Consider the following 21,456-nt stretch of genomic DNA (forward strand, 5'->3'; position numbering starts at 1 on the left):
GCGAACGATATGCGGAAGTGGCGGCTTCTTGGTGCGCTGGGTGTAGTGGTCGCTGGAGGGGTTTACGGCGGTTCGCCTTACTTTGCTGCGAGCAATCTCAGAGAGACGGCTGCGAAAGGCGATGCCGATGCCCTTGACGAGCTGGTCGATTTTCCGTCGGTCCGGGAAAGCCTCAAGGCCCAGATGAACGCGGCCATGATGGCGAAGATGCAGAGCGATCCCGAAATGGCCAACAACCCGTTTGCAGGCCTCGGAATGATGCTCGCCCCGGCTATCATTGAGCGTGCCGTGGACGCTTACGTAACCCCGGAAGGCATGGCCGCGATAGTGCGCGGCAAGAAGCCTGCGGAGGCCAGCGAGGCAGAGGTAGCCAACAAGGAGCCTGACTACAAAAGCGAGTGGGTTGATCTTGATACCTTCAGGGTAACGCCGGTTGGACAAGAGACCAACGACCCGATGCCGTCGTTCATTTTCAAGCGGCAGGGCTTTGCATCATGGGAGCTTACGAAGATCGAATTCCCGGAGAATTTCCTCGGATCAGGGTGATCGAGTTTCCCCTGATTATCGTGCGGACCGAGCGTACGTCTATGTGGCAGGGGGTGCCCCGCGCAGCCATAAGTTATTGCCTCTCAGTCAGGTGACGCCGACAACAATCTGGCGGCGGCGAGGTCGATGTTGGCTTCGAAACCATGGCGCTCCAGCATATGAAGCAAGTTTGCACCGTTCATCAGCGTGATGGGCTTCCCGTTTGCGAATTTGTATGCGTCCGGGCCGTAATCTGCCGTGGATACAAGAATTCCGCGCGACGCCCCCTCGTTCATGATCGTGCCATACAGATCGCGAACCGCCGATACGCCAACGGTCCTTGTGTAGCGCTTTGCCTGGATGACGATCTTGCCTCCGGTTATCGGGTCAGGATCAAACGCAATTGCGTCAACGCCACCGTCGCTGCTTGACTGGGTAATCTTCACTTCGCCGCCACGTGAGGCAAACTCCTTTTCGAATACTTCCCGGACGAGGTGTTCGAAGTCCTCCCATGAGATCGCTGCGAGGTTGGTACCCTGATCGAGCGCCGCGCCGATTTCCCGCGCTTCAATGAACCTGCGATCCTCTGTGTCGAGGTCCATGACAGGCGCGATAGGCGCAAGGGATGCAAGCGAAGCAGCCGAAACGCCCTTCAACGATTTGAAGCAAGCCTTGGGATCGACGCGCGCCAGGTCGATTGCGCAGAACGTTTCGCGATCAACCAGCAGCGACATGAGGCAACTGCGCTTTTGCTGCCCGGTTGCCGGATCGACGAATTCAACAAAACCGTTGAACAGGATCGCATCGATGTTCCCCGCCACATCGGCTTCGAAGAACTCGTGGACCGTGCGCAGGCAGACCTGATAGGCCACGAACTCGAAGTTAGCCTTCTTATCGCGTTCGGAAATAAAGCTTTCTTTCAGCTCCCCCGTCGCTTTTACGAATTTCACAGCCTTCGTCGAGGGCAGCACGTCAATGGAAGGCAGATCGTAGGCCAGCTTCATCAGCTTGCGAACGCGATCATACTGAAGGAGGTAGGATTTTTCGAAAAGGCCATCGTAGTCCGAGCGTTCCAGCACAAGCGAGGCATGCTCGATGACGGCTTCCTCTTCGCCGCTCGCCACTTCAGCGGCTAGCTGGTCAACAAGAGCGTGGGATGCTGCCTGCTCGCCTTTGAACGCATCTTCCTTTGCCTTGTGGTCATCCCAGAAAGCTTTGCGCCGTTGCTCCCACTGCGCAACGGCATGTGCGAGCGCGACCTTTCGCCGGTCTTCTGCATCTTTCCATTGCTGCATCGCAGCAGCATGGGCACCTTCAGATTCGGCAAGAATGCCAGCCTTTTTGCCGAGGAGGAGCTGGAAAAAGCCAACCTTTGGTTCGACGTATTCAGGCTGCGATGCAGGACTGCTTGACGGCTTTGGTTCCGGGAAGTCCCTCGGATAATCGTACGCCGTCCGATCCTTTAGACTTTCCCAGTCGATTTTGTCATCGACAAGTGTTGTGCGCACCAGAATACGGGCCAGGGATTCAAGCCTCAGCGTCGCTTCCGTCGTCAGTTCATCGGCGGCAGCCTGCCCGGAAAGCTGAGATTGGCGTTTAAGGTACGCCTCATACTTTTCATCCCAGCTGGCGATCAAAGCATCGAGCTTGCTTTGCAGGATGAAAATTTCCGGCGCGCTGACCTCCTTGTGGAGGTTCAGTTTCTTGTGCCGCACATCAACGTAGTATCGCAGTATGCGATCGCCGCGTGCGCTCCATTTCGTTTCCAGCGAACCCACCGCGATGTTTTCGAGATTGTTCGACTGGATGGTGACCCTCGCCATCGTCGCCCCTTCTTGCTTCCGCCTGAACCGATTCCTCTAAAAAGCCCGATGCTTCGCCCAGATCAAGCGTAATGATCTTATATGTTTAGCATTGAGCTGGCTACATCATGCCGGGGGGACGCTGTCCCCGGTTGGTCGATGAGCTACCCTGCCGGGCAACCTGCTCTATCCGCTGGCGCGGACCGGGCCTGTAGTCCCGGCCCATCCGGGTAACGATCAGGAGCAGGTGCAAGCGGAGCGGGAGTTTCTAGAGGACACGCTCTGTCCCGCATGGCCTGTGGCCATGCTCCTGAGGGCGCGGCGTTTCTGAGCTGACCCGCAGGCGCTCTTGCCTCTCTCATTGCCGGACGCCCGCTGGCCCACTTGGCCCGCGCGCAGGGCGTCCGGCGGCTTCGCGCCGTGCAAGGGCGCCGTTGTTTGTGCGGATCGCTGAGCGATCCTTGCGTGGCCCATGAAAGGGCGACCGGGCGTGATGTCAGAGGTCCAACACTTCATGGGCCTTGTAGAGCAGGAGCAGAACGGCGTGAGCTACCCGGAAAGCGCTGCGCCTCTTGCCATCATACCCTTCAACGACGAAAATGCCGCAATTGTGTCGTTGCTATCGATAAGGCTGAGCGCGCCATCGAGAATAGTCATCTTGCCTGTCCGCACATTAAATCCGGGCATGTTCATGCATCACTCGGCTTCAACTTCGCCATGAAAAGCAGTATTGTAAGCCGATGACAGGATGTGATCAATGCGACGGGTTGTCCGATGCCGAAGCGCTTGTTCGCCTTGGCGAAATGATTGATCGCGCTGCGGACACCACGGACGAAAAGCTGAATGATACTGCAATAACCTGCTCGGAGCACTTGCAGTCTCGGGACACTCTAGCTGGCGAGTCACGTGTTCTTTTGCACTATTTTCGAGCGAATGCCTTCGAAAACAGGCTTGGCCTGTCCGGAGAAGCGCAGAGCTGGGCTTGGGATATCCCGCATTTTGAGCATATCCTGCTTGAGCTACGTAAGGCGGTTGCCCATGAGGCCTTCGGGGACCTTAACCCAATCCGACAGTGCCAAATTTTTACGAACCTTGCCAACAGGCTCAATGCAGTTGGTCGTCCTGTCGAAGCACTCGCGCATTGGGATCGAGCGATCGCAATAAACCCAAGATTCGCCATGGCCCTCGCCAACCGCGGCTATGGGCTGGGGCACTATGGAAACTCTTTATACGACGGAGGGCATTTTGCCCTTTTCATGCTGTCCTCACATGATTCCCTATCCGCTGCGTCCAGCAAGGACGCCGAATTCGAATCTCCTGATAACTATGCGCATAAGCAAATGTTTGAGCTGGAGGCCCGACGTGCTGCTGAGCGGGTGAACATCGACGGAGCTCGGGCTAACCTGACACAAGAGTTTTCTTTGGGGCGGTCAAGGGCCGAGCGACAGTATCGTTCATGGTGTCTGGGAAATCGCCTTTTCCTTAATCCCTTGAACGACTTAGGGGACTTTTCCATCGCTGCTCATGATGTGCTGCACTTACCCTCGTTGACCTTGGGGATAGATGAAAGCGGCGCAGAGCCGCCCGTCGCCTTTGGCTTCTACAATCAGTTGAAGCAGGAATTTGTTGCGGCACGTTGGCTTTTTTTCGAAGGGATGACCGAAAAAGGCGGACACTTTAGCGATAAGGGTAATCATCTCTATGACACGCTAAACATTCCTTCCTATTCATTAGGAACTGAAAAAACCAAGTTGGCCTTTCGGATGGCCTATTCTCTGTTCGACAAAATTGCATTTTTCATAAACGATTATTTTAAAGTAGGCCTCGGAGAGAAGGAAGTCAGCTTCAGGAGCATTTGGTCAGAACGCAAGGGACACCCCAAACCACTACGGACCGTATTCGATGGACGACGAAACTGGTCGCTTCGTGGCCTCTACTGGCTTTCAAAAGATTTATACGAGCCGACCTTTCAGGACGTTGCCGAACCTGAAGCGAGGGGTATGGCTCATCTTCGCAATCATTTGGAACACAAGTACTGCCAAGTTCACGAGGATTTGGGCATCGGTTACAGCATTTTTGCCACTGCTCAGAACGGCCGGGGGCTCGGCTTCCGCATCGGTCGTGAGGAGCTCGACTCTAAGACATTGCATATCCTGAAACTTGCGCGGGCCGCCCTTATCTACCTGTCATTAGCCGTTCACCGTGAGGAGCAAGTCGGGCGGGCGCGAGGGGATGGCGCACTAGTGGTGTCAATGCCTTTAATGACTTGGAACGAAAGAGGCCGTCTGTAAGGGGCTAATGCAGAGCGCACGAAGGGCGAAGTGGTGACAGACAAACTAACCAGAAGTTGCATCTACTGTAATCTGGAAAAGACAGATGACGAATTCTCTGACGAACACATTTGGCCAGATGCGCTTGGTGGTGACCATCTGTCCAGTTTTTGGCGTACAGATGAAGTCTGCCGCGCCTGTAACTCAATGTCGGGCGTTTTCGTCGATGGGGCATTCATTCGGGGCTGGGCTGGAAGCATGGAGCGCGGTTGCGGGTCGCGAGAGTACATGTCGCTTTCCGATCCAATGCAAACGGTACTGCCCCTCAATTATCTCGGCAAATTGCCCGACGAAATGACCGAAAGCGGCGAGGTTGCTGACTGGTGGGTCGGGCCATGTGGAGCAACGATTGTCCACATTCGCCCTAAGGAATCAGAGGAATTTTGGACCCCCTATGTCGGTGGCGATCCGAGAGCGAAAAAAGCAAAAGCAGGTCGCGCCTATATAGCTCTGGCGTCCGCTTCTGATTATTGGATCATCGCTGCACTCGCGTCATTTGCCAAACATTTCAGACGAGCACGGTGCTATGTCGTCAATATGGATATTCCGCCCGAATGGAAGGCCTTCGAAAGGGTGGATCGGGGGCATGTTGACCAAGCGGCTGACTTGGTGGTGATTGACACCATCACGGACGCGGCCAAAGCGGGGCGATCCGTCAAGGCCCAAGTGCAAATGCAGATAGACTGTGGTCATCGCTTTTTGGCCAAAATTGCCCTCGCAATAGGCTGCCAGCTTTTCGGTTCTTCTTTCACAGCACACGGGCAAGGCGCTGATCTGCGGCATGCATTTCGCCAAGCAGACCCCGAACGGAGACGAAAAATCCCGATCCGGGGAACTGGCTATTTTGCAGGAGACAGTAATCGTGACTTGAATGTGCTGTCATGGCGTGGAGCATGGGTTCTCGTGCTTCAAGTCGTAGATGAAAACCTCGCGCTTGTTATCATTACACCATCGGGCCGCACGATGGGGATAAAGATTACGGATGATGTTGATTTGATCGCAAACTTGCCTGCCGATCACAAAGACGGGTTGATGTGGATGACAATTCCCACTCTGGGCAAGGCGGTGGGTCCGTTGCCGCTCCCGGACTACATTGCTCACTTAACTCAAGTAATGCCCAACGCGCAGTTGTCCGCCATAGAATCCGCACAGATTGATCCTGGAACATTACCATCGTGCTGATCCCCTTGCTTGGTTCCCCTTCTCATTGGCGGACGCCCTCTGGCCCACTTGGCCCGCGTGCGGGGCGTGCGATGTCAAAGAGCGACGACCTCGTGAGCCTTGTAGAGCAGGGGCAGATCGGCATGAGCCACCCGGAACTGGCTGCGCCTCTTGATGCCTGGCTTTGCTGAGGAAGCATTTTCCACCTTGATTGCCGGATCATAGTAGATCGAACCGGCAGCGAAGGCCTTCAGGAACAGCAGGAAATCCGTCTGTTCGCACAGCAACACGCTGGGGCCATAGCTGTATTCCGGCGGCGGCGTGCGGAACAGCGATGGCACGTAGGCCGCCTGCGCGTGCTTGCGGTTCCAGTGCGCCATCATTCCCTTGAACGACCAGGAGGCCGCAGGTGTGTCGTTGCCATCGATGAGACTGAGCGCGCCGTCGAGGTCAGTGATCTTGCCTGTCTGCGCGTCAAATCCGGTCATGGTCATGCGCAGGCCGGTCAGGCCATGCAGGCCTCTCAGGCAATCATAGCGCCCGCCGAAATTGATGCGGTCAACTTTTCCGGACTGATCTTCGTAACCGAACCGCCGCATGAATTCCGCAACGCCTTCGTCGCGATACATTCCGCCCGTGGGTTCAGGCGTCATCAGGGTGACGGGCGATTTGGGGGCGAACCTGACGAAGTCGCGCACGCCGTATTGCTTCACCTCCCAGCCCATGAAATCCGGTTCTGAATAACCGTTGGGGGTGATGCCCAGTTCGGCTTCGAGGGTGTAACCGCCGCCGTTGCGCGCGGAATACGGCTGTTTTCTGCCGTCGGCAGCGAGTTTCTGGGAGGCGATCCAGTTCAGTCGCCAGATGCGCCGCAGCTCGTTCAGCAGGCGGTCTTTCGGGCTGTCAGCCTGGCCTGCATGGAGCGGCAGCTCCAGAAAGACGCCGATCATCGGCCACTGGTAAGCGCGGACCTCAACAGCGACGGGATGCGCCGCATCGGCGGCATAGCCCAGAACATCCCCTTCGGCTGTGATGCCAAGGATGAGCAGGCGTCCTTCATCACGCACCCGCATGATCGCAGAGGGCGCTTCCCTACAGCCTTTGAGAAAGCCCGACATCCGGACTTCCGGATATTTCGGGTAAAGAATCAGGCCCGCGTCCGGCGCATGGTGCCGTCCGGCTTCATCGACCCAGAAGAACTTCACCCTCGCCTTGGCGCGGTCGCGGACAGCGCCGGCCACGGCAGTGTCGTCGCTGTAGATTTCGCCATGGGGGATGATGTTCAGCGCCGAGAAGTCGCCGCCAAGATAGACCTGATTTTTGGAATTGTCGTTCGGAGCAAGATTCTTGGCGTAGATGCGGGTCGCACCGTGATGCCGCATCAGATCCAGCATTTGGGCAAGTGACGCGACCAATTATTCGCCCCCGATGGTAATCGCCTGTTCGTCCGACCTTATCCAGGCGATCAGGCGCTGCATAGTGTCCTGAAAATCCCGCTTCTTGCTGCCCTTCAGCGCGCATTCCCAGATCACCGCCTGCCGCCAACCCGCCTTTTCCAACGCTTCCGCCGTTTTCATGTCCCGCGCCGCATTGGCATTGAGTTTATCGCGCCAGAACTCTGTCCGGCTTTCAGGCCAGCGGAACAGGTCGCATTCGTGCCGGTGCCAGAAGCAGCCGTGAACGAAGACGACCGCCCGGTGACGTGGCAACACGATGTCCGGCTTCCCCGGAAGGTTGCGGACGTTGAGACGATAGCGCAGGCCTGATGCATGCAGGGCCTTGCGGATCATCAGTTCGGGCTTTGTGTCGCGCGCCCTAACCGCCGCCATGTTGCGGCTGCGCGTTTGCTGATCGTGGACGTCCGTCACGCCTCAGGCAGCTATGCGCTGCCCCACCGGTTGCACCAGAGCCTGAATGTGCGGCTGCATGACCTTCGCCACCGCCTCGAACACCGGCACCGCGACCGAATTGCCGAACTGCTTGTAGGCCTGGGTATCTGACACCGGAATCCGGAAGTCGTCACCATAGCCCATCAGCCGCGCGCATTCGCGCGGGGTCAAACGGCGCGGATTGGAACGCTTGCCCTGACTGATGAGGATCTCTGAGCCGTCCTTGTAGTAGCGCGCCGACAGTGTTCGGGTGACATCGTCAGGCGTCACCAGTCCGAACCCGAAGCCGTTGCCCGCTGCCTTGTGCTTGTCGGCATAGCCCTGAAGATACTGCCAGAGCTTGTCCGTCAGCGTGTACTTGCCGTTGACCTTCCCATCTTGGCCGAGCGTGTAAGGAGGTTCGGCCCGTTCCGAGCCATCGCCCGGATGCAGGATGCTGCCAAGCCGCACGCTGCCCTTCGGCGGCAGCTTCAGATCGTCCCAGCTGAAGGGCACGTTCTCGCGGAAACCGACGATGACGATCCGCTCGCGGTGCTGCGGCACGAAGTGCTGCGCATCGATCACCTTGTGCCAGATCGTATAGCCGAGCTCTTCGGTCAGCGTCTTGAGGATCACCGCGAAGGTGCGGCCCTTGTCATGGCTGGTCAGGTTCTTGACGTTTTCGAGCAGGAAGGCCGCAGGCCGCTTGGCTTTGATGATCCGGGCGACATCGAAAAAGAGGGTGCCCTGCGTTTCATCGAGGAAGCCATGCTGGCGACCGAGGGAATTCTTCTTCGAGACGCCCGCGATTGAGAAGGGCTGACACGGGAAACCAGCCAGAAGCACGTCATGGTCCGGAATCTCGTCCGTGGGTATCTGCGTGATGTCGCCATGCGGGGGGTGATTGTCGCGGAAATTGGCGGTGTAGGTTTCCTGCGCGAACTTGTTCCATTCGGAAGTGAACACGCAATGCCCGCCAATGGCGTCGAAGCCTTTGCGGATACCGCCGATCCCGGCGAACAGGTCGATAAAGTTGAACCGGGTGCCAGCCATCTCAGACGCCGACCCGGCAACCGGTGAAAATGGCCGCAGCATAAGTTTCCTGACCCGTCAAAAGACTGTTTCCCTGCGATGACATGCGACACAATGTCGGAGCGCCGCCCCGATAGCAAGCGCGAAACAGCAGAATGTTCCATATCCGTTCTTGTTTCGTCTGCGTGATCCACAGCGGAATTTCAGAATGGATGGTTTGACGACAATTCGCCGCTTCAGCGTAATAGAACCGTGGATCACAACATTCGACAGGTATGGTCGCAAGCGCATCAGATTTTCGGTGGCGCTGAATTCTATCAGAAACTCAGGCAGGAGCGGGAATGTTCTGTCCTACAGGCGGCAGGTGCGAGTGGAGCTTGAGACAATGCGGAGCCCTAAAAATAGCGGTGCCACCGAGCTGATTTGAGCCGCAACCTTAAGCTTGCTCGACTTGGCGCTTTTGCGCGAGCCGCCCGGAAATCTGGTTGTCGAGCAACTTCTTCAGTACCGCGCTCTTCGCCCGTTGCCGCTCTCCGCGCAACTCGAACAGACGCTTCAATTGCCTGTTAGGGAGCTTGACCCGATCACCATCGACGATGACCCCTGTTATGTCAGCGGGCCTATCGATCAGACTGAGCTCTTTCTCTGCTTTGATCCGCAGGCCGTGTTTGTGAACCGCCCGTTTGATTGTCCAGATCACTTCCTTCCGGACGATTGGGCCTGAAATCGTGATGTCGTCGGCATAAACGCTGTGAACCAAGCCCGCTTGTGTCACCGCTTCCTCAATCTCTTTCCAAAGATCCAGATTGGCAAAGTAGGCGAGTATGGGACTGCAGGGCGAGCCCTGCGGAAGGCACTGCTGCCACGTGGTTAGATGAACCATAATGGCCGTTACGTCTGGCGAGCATTCGAGCTTGCGACGAAAAAAATGTGCAACGCTGTTGGCGGTACAACTGGGGAAATAATCCGCAATGTCGAGTAACCAGAAAGCTCTGTTGCCCCGGTGCCGTGCAGCATTATCGACGTACGATCGGCCCTTCACCGGGCTGAACAGCCACTCTGGCGGTGACACTCTCGCAAGCAAGTCGGCAATTCTTGATTGAAGCGCTTTGAGACCGGCATCCGGGATGTCGATCGGGCGATAATGGGCGGCAACGTCGGGACCCGGTGGTGTCTGTAACCAGCGATCTTTTTCGCGTTTGTGTTTCCAGCAACGAGCGTAAAGGTCGTCTCGCGCACAGATGTTCTCAAGGGCAGTTTCAGAAACATTGAGCAACGCAGCCAGCTTCTTGCGATTGCGCATCCGGAAAAATGGGCTGTCGCGCAGGGTGTATGGCATAGCCCTATCTCGCGGAGGCATCCGCCTTCCTCTCGATGAAGCTTAGCAAATCGAGCACCGACGAAGCGATTTTCGTCCTTGCCTTCTCACCCCGCTTGGCATTCGGAATTTCCTCTGCGAAAAACATGATCGCCGAAACCGGAATCCGAAACTCAGCCGAGTACTTTTCAATCAGCTCTAGCGAAGGTGTCTTAGTGCCACGCTCGATTTCTGAAATATGAGACTTTGAAATATTGAGCCGATCCGCAAGCTCGAATTGCTTCAAATCGTGGAACACACGAATAAGTCTGAGAGCTTCGCTAAGCATATTTATTCCTATCGGCATTTTGCCAGAGATTTTAGATATTAGGTTGGCGGTCTACTCAAAAAGTTCCAAAACTTTCAGAACCCAACGGTAAGCCCGGTGGATCAGGAGGCCCACCATGACGATGAGCCGCAAGGTATTCGGGGACCGGAGTGTCCTCCAGAACCCGCGACGCTGCTCAAGAGGTTCACCTCGCAGCCCACGTCGCCGCCGTCGTCGGTATGTGATCTTCGAAAAAGCCATTGGCTCTTCCTTTCCTGTTCGCCTTGGCGACCACCCACCGTGGATGCTCTGACCAAGGATTCTCGCCGAACAGGCCGGACCCGACAACTTAACCCTTTACCTAGCGACGATAACAATTCTCGTTATCGTCGCTGCTTCGCCCGCCTCGCCCGCGCCGTCCCCGTCGCCGGGGGGCATCGCGCCCTGAGCGGATGAAGTGACAGAGAGCTTTCGCCCCCCACGCTTCGGCAAAAGCCGAAACTGAGTATGAGAACTTCTTCCGTAATTCACACGCTCCCTATCTAGTTCGGCGCGCATCGTCCCGCAAGAACAAAATTCGCTCACAGCGAATTTAATTTTGAGTATATGCGCCAGTCGAATTCAAAGCCTCCCTCGGCCCCCTTGGGTTGGACTGGATTTGCTGGCGCTACTGAACCGGCGTTGCCGTTTGCGCCCATTCGGGATTCCATCCCTGACGCGAATTGAGGGCGTGCGCTTGCGCCCGCCCGCTGATGCGCGCCGCCAGCGGCGCAGGCTTCGTCTGTTTCGAGGAAGAAAGAGGCGCTGCCTCTCTCTCCCTGCAAGGTGCCGGTTTGGGGCCGTGGCTCACTGCGCTGCGCCCGCACCACCCCCGGCACCGGACCTTGCCCCCACTCTCTCCGCCCCTCGCCGGGTCGGCAGGGGTCATGCGCGGCATGACCCGCTGCGCGGATTTGAAGGGAGTAAGCAGCATGACCAGACAGACCACTAGGCAAGACCCCCATAGCCGGATCACTGACCGCATTCTCGCCGAGCTGGAACAGGGCACCCGCCCCTGGACCAAACCATGGAGCGGCGGCGATATGGCCGCAGGAGGCAGGGCCCGGCCCTTGCGCGCCACCGGCCAGCCCTATCGCGGGATCAATGTTCTCCTCTTGTGGATGGAGGCGCAGACATCGGGCTTTGCCAGCCCGTCATGGATGACATACCGGCAGGCGCAGGTTTTGGGCGGTCAGGTGCGCAAGGGCGAAACCGGCGCGGCGATTGTCTATTATGGCGACAGCCAGAAGACTGTGCACGACGAGGCAAGCGGCGAGGACAAGGCGCAGTCGTTCCGTTTCCTGAAGACCTACACAGTTTTTAATGTGGCGCAGATCGACGGCTTGCCCGAGCGGTTTCAGATTGTGCCGGAGCCAGCGCCCGAGGCCGAACGGATCGAGGCCGCCGAGGCGTTCTTCGCCCGGCTTCCCGCCACCGTGCACCATGGCGGCGACAAGGCCTATTACATGCCGTCAGCCGATCGCATCCAGCTTCCGCCGTTCGCAGCCTTCCACGAGCCCGAGGGGTATTACGCCACGCGAGGCCATGAAACCGTGCACTGGACCAGCCACAAGAGCCGCCTTGACCGCAGCTTTGGCCGCGAGAGGTGGGGCGATGAAGGCTATGCCCGCGAGGAACTGGTGGCCGAACTTGGCGCAGCCTTCCTTGCCGCCGATCTTGGCATTGCCCTTGAACCGCGCCCGGATCATGCCAGCTACATCGCAAGCTGGATCAGGGTTTTGCAGAACGATACGCGCGCCATCGTTCAGGCCGCAGCCCATGCCGAGCGCGCGGTTGCCTATCTCCACCAACTGGCCAAGCCCGAAGAGGTGAAGGCGGCGGCATAGCCGCCGGTGATAGAGGCCGCCCCAAACGGGGCGGCCACTTCTTTTGCCCGCCCTGCCCACCCCGGATTTTGGCCGCTCCCTGCGGTCGCGGCTATGAAGCCAAAAATTCGCTTTGTTATACTTCCAAGCTAATCTATTCTGCGGAGATAAGATCGAAATGGGGTGCGCTATGAAGGCAATTGCTTACTTAACGATGGTCTTATTGCCAACGGCGTCGTTAGCTCAAGACATCGATGTAAAAGATGATCTCGAAGCCAAATTGCGCAACAAGCCATCGCTTACTTACGGTAAATTCGAGACGGTGGTACGGCAAAAGTGCCATTGGGTGAACCTCCCTAGTCAACATGAATTTGGCTCTAATATGACCGAATTCTGCGAACCATATTCAACGACAGTTGATAATTCTTACCAAGCTCCCGCAAAGGTCGTTTCAACAGAAATATTAGAAATTCGCGATTTCAAATTTCACACAGAACGAATGACAGCACTACCCGCTGACATTATAATAAAAAAGAGGAATATATTTCAATGTACTGAAGGTGATTATAGTACAACAATTTCAGAACAACTGCAGTCCAGTGAAGGTTGGCAATTCATAAAGTCGCGTTCGGTCACGACTACAAACTCTATCGATGTTTCCGCAACTGCTTCTTACATGCCATCTGGCATCGGCGCTTCAGCAGCTGTCAACGTTAGGCACCAAACAGCGTTAACGGTAGGCCGGCAGCAGATGGACTCCATGTCTAGGACCATTACCCGCAGCGTCAGCGATACCTATAGCTTCACCGGCCCCAAAGCAGTTACGGTGGATGTTTTTGCTTATCGCACAACTGTCGAAATTCCTTATTCAGGGGTCGTTTACGTCGACGCCGTTCTTGAACCCAACAATTCCGGCATAGTCCGTGCTAGTCAGTTGCTGACTCTTGAAGAGCGTACCTTTCCAATCGAAGGCGTATTGCGTGCAAATGACGTGTCAAACGCCGACTTTAGGGCATTCGAACGGAGGGGTGGCTGTATCAATCCAGAAATCGCTGGGTTCGTGGTCGATAGTTTGGATGATCAATATGAAACGGCTGCAAGCCTTAGGCCTGATTTTCGCTCGTTCGGAAGCAACCGCTCTGCTTTACTTCAGGCAGATGACAACGATAAGCTCTTCGCCGGTTCTTCGATCGACGAAAGTGTAAATGCAGGTGCGGCGCCGTTAGCTAGCGATCAGGTCATCGGACCGGCCGATGGAATTAGCTACCGCGTGGTCTTTACCCGTCAGGAAATCCGCTCCGATCCGACATGCGGATATACCGATTTGGGGCTGCCAAAGACTAGGCAATACTCGATCGAGCAGCGTGAGTACCAGCAAGCTCAGAACGGCCGGATTGTCCGCACCTGGATGGAGTCGTTAACAACAATGGGTCAATGCTTGCCTGGTGTATAGCTAGAGATAGCGAGGGTGCACGCTGCAGATTGACAGCTTTTAAAACTTGCATTGGTCCCTCAGAAGATTGCAATCAGCGCTCAATCCGCGTGATAAAGTTCGAACGGTACATTTCCATCTCAGAGGCGTCTTCCGCGCGGTTAGTATTTAGATTGAGCTCACCTCAGGGAGATATCTGACTTGAAGCAAGGTGGGTCGACATGTGCCACTTATCCTTGCCTCTGCCCTTGAAATGTCCTCTCCAACATGTGGCAAAGCGAGCTGGATTTAACCGGTCGAGGAACACATCTAACGGCTACAGTTTGAATTGCGCTCCGCGGAATGTGGGAGCAGATGTGGGAGCAAATTTCAGAATGCAGCTCTAGAAACTCGGAAAACCTGTATTTTTTGACAATGTTCTGCGGACACCCTGTCCGCCAACAAGGCTCGCCTCAAACGATGCGATATTGCCTGAGCGCTTCGTAGTCGGCACGGCATTGGTCGGCGACACCGGCGTATTCGCCATCCAGCGCGGGCAGCGCACCGGGAGGGTCGCCGAAGCCGGTCGACCGGTTGACCTTGTCGTACCAGTGCGCGCCCCAGATACCGTCGTCCTTGTGTGGTCCCTTTTTCCACGCAAGCATCGCTGGGTCCCATTCGATCCCGAGCGCGAGACACAACTCGAACAGAACGCCCGAGGGATCGGCAAGAATATCGTCCGAATCGACCACAGGCGGGATCTTACCGCTGCGCTCTGCCTCGACCTCGAAATACCGCCGCATCTGCGCGAAACCGAGCATCTCCGCACGCCGCAGTTCGTTCTTATTGCGGTAGCTGGCAACGACGCGTTCGGGCGCGCGGATCAGGAAGGCATGGCGGTGGTCGGGCATGTCGGCGATCGATACCGGGCCGGTCATGTGATGCGGCATATGCTTCTGGTACCACAGCGGCATGCCGCCCGGCGCATCGCCAGACTGGGCCGCGAGCACCGAGTGCCAGTCGCAATCCATATCCGCGATGATTTCCGCCGCCATCGGATGCGGCTCGCCCGTGTCCTTCAGGAATGCGCCATAAAAGGGTTCGTCCGACACCACGCAATCCGCCCGGCTGCCGAAGCTGCGCATCATCGCGGTCGAGATATTGCGCGGCCCGCTCCACATGGCGATGCGTATGGTCATGCGACGTCGCGATCCATCAGCGCCTTGTAGAGACCCTGCAGCCGCTCGACCATCGGCCCCCTGCCCTCCGTCAGCTGCCGGCCGTCGACCTCGGTTACCGGCACCACCCCGGCAAAAGTTCCGGTGACGAAGGCCTCGTCCGCACCATAGACATCGGTCAGCGAGAAGTTCTTCTCGAACACCGGGATACCTTCCTCGCGGCACACGCGGATGACGTTCGCCCGGGTGATCCCGCCGAGGCAATAATCGCCGCTGCTGGTCCATACTTCGCCCTTGCGGACGATGAAGAAATGGGTCGAGTTGCAGGTCGCGACGAAGCCGTGCGGGTCGAGCATCAGCGCCTCATCCGCCCCAGCCTGGGTCGCCTGGATGCATGCGGTGATACAGTTGAGCTTGGAATGCGAATTGAGCTTCTGGTCCTGCACCGCCGGATCGCCGCGCCGGACATGGACGGTGAACAGGCGGATACCCCGTTCGATCGTAGCAGGTAACGGAGTCTTGTACTCCGGAATGATGACGATGGTCGCCGGAGAAATCACCACACGCGGGTCTTGGTACGGAGTCGAGCGGATGCCGCGCGTAACCATCAGCCGGATGTGGACCCCGTGCTGGTCGCGCATGCCGTTGCCATTGATGGTCTCGTATAGCCGCCCGGTCAGCTCGTTGCGTGTCAGACCGATGTCCATCGCGATGGCCTTGGCGCCTTCGTAGAGCCGGTCGAGATGGGCATCGAGGAACGCGATCTTGCCCCGGTGGACCCGCAGGCCCTCCCATACCCCATCGCCCAGCATGAAGCCGCTGTCGAACACCGACACGGTCGCCTCGGCGCGCGGGACCAGCGCGCCGTTGACGTTGATCAGGATCGTCTCGTTGCGCGGATCGGCTGTGAATTCATGTGTGCCCTTGGCCATCGTCAGCGTCCTCTCGCCACAATCTCGTCCATTGCCTCGCGCAGTTTCGGATCCCACTCGGCCTTGAGTTCCCTGATCTTGGCGAGCAATTCCTCGTTCTCGTGCGCCGGGATATCGAGGCGATAGACGTCGGCGATGGCGCGCATCGAGCTGCGATCCATCGTTTCCCAAGCATCGGTCATCGCGACTGCCGCCTGCCGATCCGCACCGAGCGCTTCGTAGGCCGAGCGGCCCATGCGGAGCGCGCTGTCGTAGGTTTCGCGGATAACGTCGCGGCAGCCCATCGCCCACAGGTGATAGACATGATCGCGGTCCTTGGCGCGGGCGATCACGTGGAGATCGGGGAAGTTCGCGACGGCGTAGCGCACCAGTTAGTCGATCTGCTCCCGCTCGTCGAGCGCGACGATCAGCAGCTTGGCGCGTGCGATGCCGGCGCTGGCCAGCAGGTCGGGCCGCGTCGCATCGCCGAAATAGCTCTTGGCCCCGAACTTCTTCAAGTTCTCGATATGCTGGCTGTTGTAGTCGATCACCGTGGCGTGATGGCCCGCGGCGTCGAGCATCCGGTCGACGATCCCGCCGACCCGCCCCCGCCCCGCGATGATGATCGGATTCTCCTCCTCGATCACATCGGGTTCGCGATCCTGCTCTCCTCTGCAATAGGCGCGGGCGATGACCTTGTCGTAGAGGATGAACAGCAGCGGGGTGACGAGCATGGTCAACGCTACGATCATCAGCAGCAGGTCGGCCAGCGACTGGTCGAACACCGCATTGGCCACCGCGAAGGCGATCAGGACGAAGGCGAACTCGCCCGCCTGCGGCAGGCTGAGGCTGAACAGCCACAAGGCTTCGCGGCGCAGGCCATAGAGCCGGCCGACGAGGAACAGCACTGCGAATTTGGCGAAGATCGTCACCGCTGCCCAGAACAGGACTTCGCCCAAGCGCGACTGGGCGAGGTCGAAATAGATCCCCGCCCCCACGGTGATGAAGAACAGGCCGAGCAGCAGCCCCTTGAACGGATCGATGTCGCTTTCGAGCTCGTGCCGGTATTCGCTGGTCGCGAGGACAACGCCGGCGACGAATGCGCCAAGCGCGGGCGACAGTCCGACCAGCGACATGAGCAGGGCGATCCCGATCACCACCACCAGCGCGGCGGCGGTGAACAGTTCGCGCAAATGGGCTGCGGCTATGTAGCGGAACAGCGGGCGGATGGCATAGACGCCGATGCCGATCACCGCCCCGACTGCCGCGATGCGAACCAGCGCCGCCGCCCAGCCGGACAGCTGCTGGGTCAGGTCGATCCCGCCATGTGCGCTATCGCCACCATGACCCCCTGCGGCCCCGGCGAGTTCGGGCAGAGCCAACAGCGGGATGAGCGCGAGAATCGGGATAACCGCGATATCCTGCACCAGCAGCACGGAGAAACTCGCTTCGCCGCCTTCGCTCCGCAGCAGGTTCTTCTCATTCAGAGTCTGCACGATGATCGCGGTCGAGGACAGCGCGAGCACCATGCCGATCGCCAGCGCGGTTTGCCACGCATTGCCGCCCATCAGCGCAATGCCGGTGATCGCCAGCGTCGTCAGCAGCACCTGCCCCCCGCCGAGGCCGAGCAGCTTGCCGCGCATGTCCCATAGCCGCTTCGGCTCGAGCTCCAGCCCAACGATGAACAGCATCATCACCACGCCGAACTCGGCAAAGACCTGCAGCGCCTCGACATCGACCCGCAGCGCGCCGAACAGCGGGCTGATCGCCATGCCGGCGAGCAGATAGCCGAGCACCGAACCGAGCCCGAAGCGGCTCGCAAGCGGCACCGCGACGACGCCTGCGACGAGGATCAGGAAGGCGAGTGTCAGGAAACCGGTCAACTCGCCCTCCCCCAGTCAGCGACGCGTATCAGATATGCAGCGCGCGCCCGTATGCGGCAAGCACGCTCTCGTGCATCGATTCGCTGATCGTCGGATGCGGGAACACCGTCTGCATCAGTTCCGCCTCGGTCGTCTCCAGCGTCTTGCCGACCACGAAACCCTGGATCATCTCGGTCACTTCCGCGCCGACCATATGCGCGCCGAGCAGTTCGCCGGTCTTCGCATCGAACACCGTCTTCACGAAGCCGTCCGCCTCGCCCAGCGCGATGGCCTTGCCGTTGCCGATGAAGGGGAAGGTGCCCGCCTTCACCTCGTGGCCCGCTTCCTTCGCCTTGGCTTCGGTCAGGCCGACGCTGGCGATCTGCGGGTGGCAATAGGTGCAGCCTGGGATGTTGCCCCGGTCGAGCGGGTGCGGGTGGACATCCTTGTTGCCGAGCTCCTTGGCAATCGCTTCAGCGGTGGTGACGCCCTCGTGGCTCGCCTTGTGCGCCAGCCACGGGCCGGGGGTGCAGTCGCCGATCGCCCACAGTCCCTTCGATTTGGTGCGGCCGTAGGGATCGATCTGAATGAAGCCGCGGTCCATTTCGGCCAGCTTTTCGATGCCGATGTTCTCGGTGTTAGGCACGATGCCGATGGCGGTGATGCAGTGGGTAAACTCGGACTCGGAAACCTTGCCGTCCTTGGCTTTGATCTTGGCCTTCACACCGTTGCCCGAGACCTTGATGTCCTCCACCCCCGCGCCGATCATGATCGTCATGCCCTGTTTGGTGAGCGACTTTTCGAGGAAGGCGGAGACGTCGGCATCCTCCACCGGCACGATCCGGTCGAGCATTTCGACCACCGTCACCTCGCAGCCCATATCGTTGTAGAAGCTGGCGAACTCGATCCCGATCGCGCCGCTGCCGATCACCAGCAGCTTCTTCGGCATCTCGGGCGGGGTCATCGCGTGGCGATAGGTCCACACCCGCTTGCCGTCAGCCTTGGCGAACGGCAGGTCGCGCGCACGGGCACCGGTGGCGACGATCACGTGTTTGGCGGTTAGCTTTTCTTCGCCCTTCTCGCCCTTCACGGTCAGGCTGGTCGGGCCGGTCAGAGTGCCCTCGCCCATATGGACCGCGATCTTGTTCTTCTTCATCAGGTGGGTGACGCCTTGGTTGAGCTGCTTCGCCACTCCGCGGCTGCGCTTCACCACTGCTTCGAGATCGGCCTCGATGGTCCCGGCGATCTTGAGGCCATAATCCTTGGCGTGCTGCGCATAGTGCAGAATTTCCGCGCTCCGCAGCAGCGCCTTGGTCGGGATGCAGCCCCAGTTGAGGCAGATGCCGCCAAGCAGCTCGCGCTCGACAATCGCAGTCTTGAGCCCCAGCTGCGCGCAGCGAATCGCCGCGACATAGCCGCCGGGTCCGGAGCCGAGAACGATGACGTCGTATTGGGTATCAGCCATGGTTTGCCTGTCTGTCAGGATGGGATTTGGGTTCTAAACTGCACACCGAAGGTGCCACTTTCCGAAACTCGGATTGTGTACATTTGCCCTCGGCAGGGGGGCTCGGATCGGGGACAAATCTGTCACCTTCCGGGCGCGCGGTGCGAAGATGAGCGGACGCGCGAGATTTTGCGGCGGCAGGATCGGAGAACTGGTGGTTCATCCCGCGTACCATGCCACAAGCGGATATCTGTAGGACAGCGCTCATCGCGTGCGCAGCCCTTCGGACTTCACCGCGCGCGGGCGGCCCTCGTCGTCGAGCAGGACGAACTTGAAGGTGCCCGACGCGACCTTGCGGGTCGCCTCGCCATGCCGTTCGCGCGCGATGCCTTCGGCGAGGATGGTGACCGAGGTCTGCCCGGTCCCGGCGATGCTGCAATAGACCGACAGCTCGTCCCCCACCGCCATCGCGCCGGGAAAGGCGAAATCGGTCGCCGAGACGACCACCGCCTTGCCCTCCCCCTCGCGGCTCGCCAGCGCCCCCGCGCCGAGCGCCATCTGGCTCATCAGCCACCCGCCGAACACCCCGCCGTAAGGGTTGAGGTCGGTCGGCATCGCGGTGACGCGGATTTGGGGGGTGCGGTCAGGCAAAGCCGTTCCTCTTGGCGTAGATCGAGCATGTAAGAAGGATTGCAACGGCCGTAATCATTGCGTGGAGGACAATCGCACCATCAATAAAGACTACGATACCCGAAACGGGGATTGCGACCGCAGTTGCCGCGAGTGGCAGATCGACATTCGACGCGGAATTGTTCTCCGTTGACCATCTAAGCAGAGGCTCAAAGCAAAACCTTAGCAACAAGACGAAGCCTACTCCAAACATTGCCAAGGTCGACGGTAACGCCAAGAGGCCGAAAACGAGCGAAGCAGTCCAATCCGGATCATTTTTGTTCGGGTCAACCAAGATCAGCCCGAAGACTAGTGAAATGGAACCAATCAAAGCGGATCGAAACAGCCAAATCCGTCCAGTGCTTCCCGGCTTGATCAGACCGTGCCGTGTCAAACCACCAGCCCCATCGGGTTCTCCACCAGCTGCTGGAACGCCTGCATCAGCGCCGCGCCGTCCGCGCCATCAATCGCGCGGTGGTCGAACGAACCGGTCGCGCTCATCACGGTGGCGACGCCGAGTGCGCCGTCGATCACCCACGGGCGTTGCTCGCCCGCGCCGACCGCGAGGATCATCGCCTGCGGCGGGTTGATCACTGCGTCGAACTGCTTGGTGCCGAACATGCCAAGATTGGAGAGGCTGGCGGTGCCGCCCTGGAATTCATGCGGCTGCAGCTTGCCGTCCTTGGCCTTGCCCGCCAGTTCCTTCATCTCGGTGCTGATCTGCGCCAGCCCCTTGCGTCCCGCGTCGCGGATGATCGGGGTGATCAGGCCCGACGGCGCGGCGACCGCGACCGAGATATCTTCGCGAGTATACTGGAACAGCTCGTCGCCCTGGAAGCTGACATTGCACTTGGGCACGCGCTGGAGCGCGCGGGCGAGCGCCTTGATCAGCAGATCGTTGACCGACAGCTTTACCCCGTCCGGTTCGAGCGATGCGTTGAGCTGGCTGCGCAGCTTGAGCAGCGCATCGAGCCGGACATCCACGGTGAGGTAGATGTGCGGAATGGTCTGCTTCGCCTCGGTCAGGCGGCGGGCGATGACCTTGCGGACGTTGTTGAGCTTCTGCGCTTCGTAAGGCGCGTCGAAATCGCCGCCGAGGGTGGCGGGCTTGGCGGGTGCGGGTGCGGCGGGAGCGGCCGCTTCAGCCTTCGCCGGCGAAGCGCCAGGCGTTGCGCCTTCGACGTCCGCCTTGACAATCCGGCCGTTGGGGCCGCTGCCGGTGAGGGTCGAAAGGTCGATGCCCTTTTGCTCAGCTATGCGTTTGGCGAGGGGAGAAGCGATGATCCGGTCTCCGCCATCCGTTCGTCCTGAGCTTGTCGAAGGACTGCTTGGAGCGCTTGCTGCAGGCGCTGGTGTCGGCCCTTCGACAGGCTCAGGGCGAACGGGTTTGGAAGTTTCTGCCTCGGCAGGAGGTGCTTCCTTTGCTCCAGGCGCAGCCGCCGCCTCGCCCACATCCTCGCCTTCCTCCGCAAGAATGGCGATCACCGTGCCGACCTTCACATTTTCTGTTCCCTCGGCCACTTCGATCCTGACGATCACACCCTCGTCGACCGCTTCGAACTCCATCGTCGCCTTGTCGGTCTCGATCTCGGCCATGATGTCGCCCGAACTGACGGTGTCGCCTTCCTTGACGAGCCAGCGGGCGAGCGTGCCTTCCTCCATGGTCGGCGACAGGGCGGGCATCTTGATCGGTGTGGGCATGGGAGCTCGTGCTATCCTCTCTGACGTAGCGTCATCCTGTGGCGAATTCGGCGCGCGCGGGCAAGGTTCTTG

19 protein-coding genes are annotated in these 21,456 nt (G+C 58.9%); 6 read left to right on the forward strand and 13 right to left on the reverse strand.

All coding sequences use genetic code 11. The annotated features are described in order from the left end of the window. The first annotated feature begins 9 nt into the window (after positions 1-9). Positions 10-546, forward strand: coding sequence for a DUF2939 domain-containing protein (locus NSO95_RS07690; RefSeq protein WP_257595604.1), 537 nt, complete (start codon positions 10-12; stop codon positions 544-546). An 83-nt stretch (positions 547-629) separates the two neighbouring features. Here the strand turns inward: NSO95_RS07690 and NSO95_RS07695 are convergent, their stop codons facing one another. After that, a complete protein-coding gene (locus NSO95_RS07695; protein WP_257595605.1) occupies positions 630-2,348 on the reverse strand; it encodes a restriction endonuclease in 1,719 nt (572 codons plus the stop codon). Positions 2,349-2,820: 472 nt separating this feature from the next. On the opposite strand from NSO95_RS07695, the gene NSO95_RS07700 reads away from it, so the two are divergent. Genes NSO95_RS07700 through NSO95_RS07710 form a run of 3 tightly spaced genes read left to right on the forward strand, consistent with a single transcriptional unit; the run spans position 2,821 to position 5,839 of the window. Next, the gene (locus NSO95_RS07700; protein ID WP_257595606.1) at positions 2,821-3,048 is read left to right on the forward strand and encodes a hypothetical protein; all 228 of its coding nucleotides are present in this window, start codon (positions 2,821-2,823) and stop codon (positions 3,046-3,048) included. 46 nt (positions 3,049-3,094) lie between these two features. After that, a complete protein-coding gene (locus NSO95_RS07705) occupies positions 3,095-4,618 on the forward strand; it encodes an LA2681 family HEPN domain-containing protein (protein WP_257595607.1) in 1,524 nt (507 codons plus the stop codon). 33 nt (positions 4,619-4,651) lie between these two features. Next, the gene (locus NSO95_RS07710) at positions 4,652-5,839 is read left to right on the forward strand and encodes an HNH endonuclease (RefSeq protein WP_257595608.1); all 1,188 of its coding nucleotides are present in this window, start codon (positions 4,652-4,654) and stop codon (positions 5,837-5,839) included. A 74-nt stretch (positions 5,840-5,913) separates the two neighbouring features. Here NSO95_RS07710 and NSO95_RS07715 read toward each other — a convergent pair whose 3' ends face one another. The 5 genes from NSO95_RS07715 to NSO95_RS07735 all read right to left on the reverse strand — a co-directional run bounded on the left by NSO95_RS07715 (position 5,914) and on the right by NSO95_RS07735 (position 10,364). After that, on the reverse strand, positions 5,914-7,212 hold the full coding sequence (locus NSO95_RS07715) for an MvaI/BcnI restriction endonuclease family protein (protein WP_257595609.1): 1,299 nt from the start codon (positions 7,210-7,212) through the stop codon (positions 5,914-5,916). 21 nt (positions 7,213-7,233) lie between these two features. Then, the gene (locus NSO95_RS07720; protein WP_257595610.1) at positions 7,234-7,686 is read right to left on the reverse strand and encodes a very short patch repair endonuclease; all 453 of its coding nucleotides are present in this window, start codon (positions 7,684-7,686) and stop codon (positions 7,234-7,236) included. Positions 7,687-7,689: 3 nt separating this feature from the next. Continuing rightward, a complete protein-coding gene (gene dcm / locus NSO95_RS07725; RefSeq protein WP_366518999.1) occupies positions 7,690-8,739 on the reverse strand; it encodes a DNA (cytosine-5-)-methyltransferase in 1,050 nt (349 codons plus the stop codon). 415 nt (positions 8,740-9,154) lie between these two features. Beyond that, positions 9,155-10,057: a reverse transcriptase family protein gene (locus NSO95_RS07730; RefSeq protein ID WP_257595612.1), complete on the reverse strand. Its 903-nt coding sequence runs from the start codon at positions 10,055-10,057 to the stop codon at positions 9,155-9,157. A 4-nt stretch (positions 10,058-10,061) separates the two neighbouring features. Continuing rightward, positions 10,062-10,364: a helix-turn-helix transcriptional regulator gene (locus tag NSO95_RS07735; protein WP_257595613.1), complete on the reverse strand. Its 303-nt coding sequence runs from the start codon at positions 10,362-10,364 to the stop codon at positions 10,062-10,064. Between the two features lie 950 nt (positions 10,365-11,314). On the opposite strand from NSO95_RS07735, the gene NSO95_RS07740 reads away from it, so the two are divergent. Both NSO95_RS07740 and NSO95_RS07745 read left to right on the forward strand, forming a co-directional pair. After that, positions 11,315-12,229 carry an ArdC family protein gene (locus NSO95_RS07740; protein ID WP_257595614.1) on the forward strand — a complete coding sequence of 305 codons (915 nt, stop codon included), beginning with the start codon at positions 11,315-11,317 and terminating at the stop codon, positions 12,227-12,229. A 169-nt stretch (positions 12,230-12,398) separates the two neighbouring features. Further along, a complete protein-coding gene (locus NSO95_RS07745) occupies positions 12,399-13,661 on the forward strand; it encodes a hypothetical protein (RefSeq protein ID WP_257595615.1) in 1,263 nt (420 codons plus the stop codon). Positions 13,662-14,092: 431 nt separating this feature from the next. Here NSO95_RS07745 and NSO95_RS07750 read toward each other — a convergent pair whose 3' ends face one another. The 7 genes from NSO95_RS07750 to NSO95_RS07780 form a co-directional block, all read right to left on the reverse strand. Next, positions 14,093-14,818 carry a sulfotransferase gene (locus tag NSO95_RS07750; protein ID WP_257595616.1) on the reverse strand — a complete coding sequence of 242 codons (726 nt, stop codon included), beginning with the start codon at positions 14,816-14,818 and terminating at the stop codon, positions 14,093-14,095. Continuing rightward, positions 14,815-15,729, reverse strand: a complete 915-nt coding sequence (locus tag NSO95_RS07755) for an aminotransferase class IV (RefSeq protein WP_257595617.1) — start codon at positions 15,727-15,729, stop codon at positions 14,815-14,817. The genes NSO95_RS07750 and NSO95_RS07755 overlap by 4 nt, the downstream gene beginning before the upstream one ends. 2 nt (positions 15,730-15,731) lie before the next feature. Continuing rightward, positions 15,732-16,097: a hypothetical protein gene (locus NSO95_RS07760; protein WP_257595618.1), complete on the reverse strand. Its 366-nt coding sequence runs from the start codon at positions 16,095-16,097 to the stop codon at positions 15,732-15,734. A gap of 3 nt (positions 16,098-16,100) precedes the next feature. Continuing rightward, the gene (locus NSO95_RS07765) at positions 16,101-17,591 is read right to left on the reverse strand and encodes a cation:proton antiporter domain-containing protein (RefSeq protein ID WP_257595619.1); all 1,491 of its coding nucleotides are present in this window, start codon (positions 17,589-17,591) and stop codon (positions 16,101-16,103) included. Between the two features lie 28 nt (positions 17,592-17,619). Continuing rightward, the gene (gene lpdA, locus NSO95_RS07770; RefSeq protein WP_257595620.1) at positions 17,620-19,035 is read right to left on the reverse strand and encodes a dihydrolipoyl dehydrogenase; all 1,416 of its coding nucleotides are present in this window, start codon (positions 19,033-19,035) and stop codon (positions 17,620-17,622) included. Positions 19,036-19,278: 243 nt separating this feature from the next. After that, positions 19,279-19,629 (reverse strand): acyl-CoA thioesterase, encoded by a 351-nt coding sequence (locus NSO95_RS07775; protein ID WP_257595621.1) that lies wholly within the window; start codon positions 19,627-19,629, stop codon positions 19,279-19,281. Positions 19,630-20,073: 444 nt separating this feature from the next. After that, entirely contained in the window at positions 20,074-21,384 is a 1,311-nt protein-coding gene (locus NSO95_RS07780; RefSeq protein WP_257595622.1) for a pyruvate dehydrogenase complex dihydrolipoamide acetyltransferase, read from the reverse strand. Positions 21,385-21,456 lie beyond the last annotated feature (72 nt).

The organism is Parerythrobacter lacustris (assembly GCF_024626475.1).
Lineage (GTDB): Bacteria > Pseudomonadota > Alphaproteobacteria > Sphingomonadales > Sphingomonadaceae > Parerythrobacter_A > Parerythrobacter_A lacustris.

What these genes read in the sequence shown, in the direction of transcription:
- NSO95_RS07690 (WP_257595604.1), top strand. Translation starts at nt 10, where the DNA reads ATGCGGAAGTGGCGGCTTCTTGGTGCGCTGGGTGTAGTGGTCGCTGGA.
- lpdA (WP_257595620.1), bottom strand. Translation starts at nt 19,035, where the DNA reads ATGGCTGATACCCAATACGACGTCATCGTTCTCGGCTCCGGACCCGGC.
- NSO95_RS07745 (WP_257595615.1), top strand. Translation starts at nt 12,399, where the DNA reads ATGAAGGCAATTGCTTACTTAACGATGGTCTTATTGCCAACGGCGTCG.
- NSO95_RS07730 (WP_257595612.1), bottom strand. Translation starts at nt 10,057, where the DNA reads ATGCCATACACCCTGCGCGACAGCCCATTTTTCCGGATGCGCAATCGC.
- NSO95_RS07775 (WP_257595621.1), bottom strand. Translation starts at nt 19,629, where the DNA reads ATGCCGACCGACCTCAACCCTTACGGCGGGGTGTTCGGCGGGTGGCTG.
- NSO95_RS07755 (WP_257595617.1), bottom strand. Translation starts at nt 15,729, where the DNA reads ATGGCCAAGGGCACACATGAATTCACAGCCGATCCGCGCAACGAGACG.
- NSO95_RS07715 (WP_257595609.1), bottom strand. Translation starts at nt 7,212, where the DNA reads ATGCTGGATCTGATGCGGCATCACGGTGCGACCCGCATCTACGCCAAG.
- NSO95_RS07735 (WP_257595613.1), bottom strand. Translation starts at nt 10,364, where the DNA reads ATGCTTAGCGAAGCTCTCAGACTTATTCGTGTGTTCCACGATTTGAAG.
- NSO95_RS07780 (WP_257595622.1), bottom strand. Translation starts at nt 21,384, where the DNA reads ATGCCCACACCGATCAAGATGCCCGCCCTGTCGCCGACCATGGAGGAA.
- NSO95_RS07700 (WP_257595606.1), top strand. Translation starts at nt 2,821, where the DNA reads ATGTCAGAGGTCCAACACTTCATGGGCCTTGTAGAGCAGGAGCAGAAC.
- NSO95_RS07695 (WP_257595605.1), bottom strand. Translation starts at nt 2,348, where the DNA reads ATGGCGAGGGTCACCATCCAGTCGAACAATCTCGAAAACATCGCGGTG.
- NSO95_RS07740 (WP_257595614.1), top strand. Translation starts at nt 11,315, where the DNA reads ATGACCAGACAGACCACTAGGCAAGACCCCCATAGCCGGATCACTGAC.
- dcm (WP_366518999.1), bottom strand. Translation starts at nt 8,739, where the DNA reads ATGGCTGGCACCCGGTTCAACTTTATCGACCTGTTCGCCGGGATCGGC.
- NSO95_RS07750 (WP_257595616.1), bottom strand. Translation starts at nt 14,818, where the DNA reads ATGACCATACGCATCGCCATGTGGAGCGGGCCGCGCAATATCTCGACC.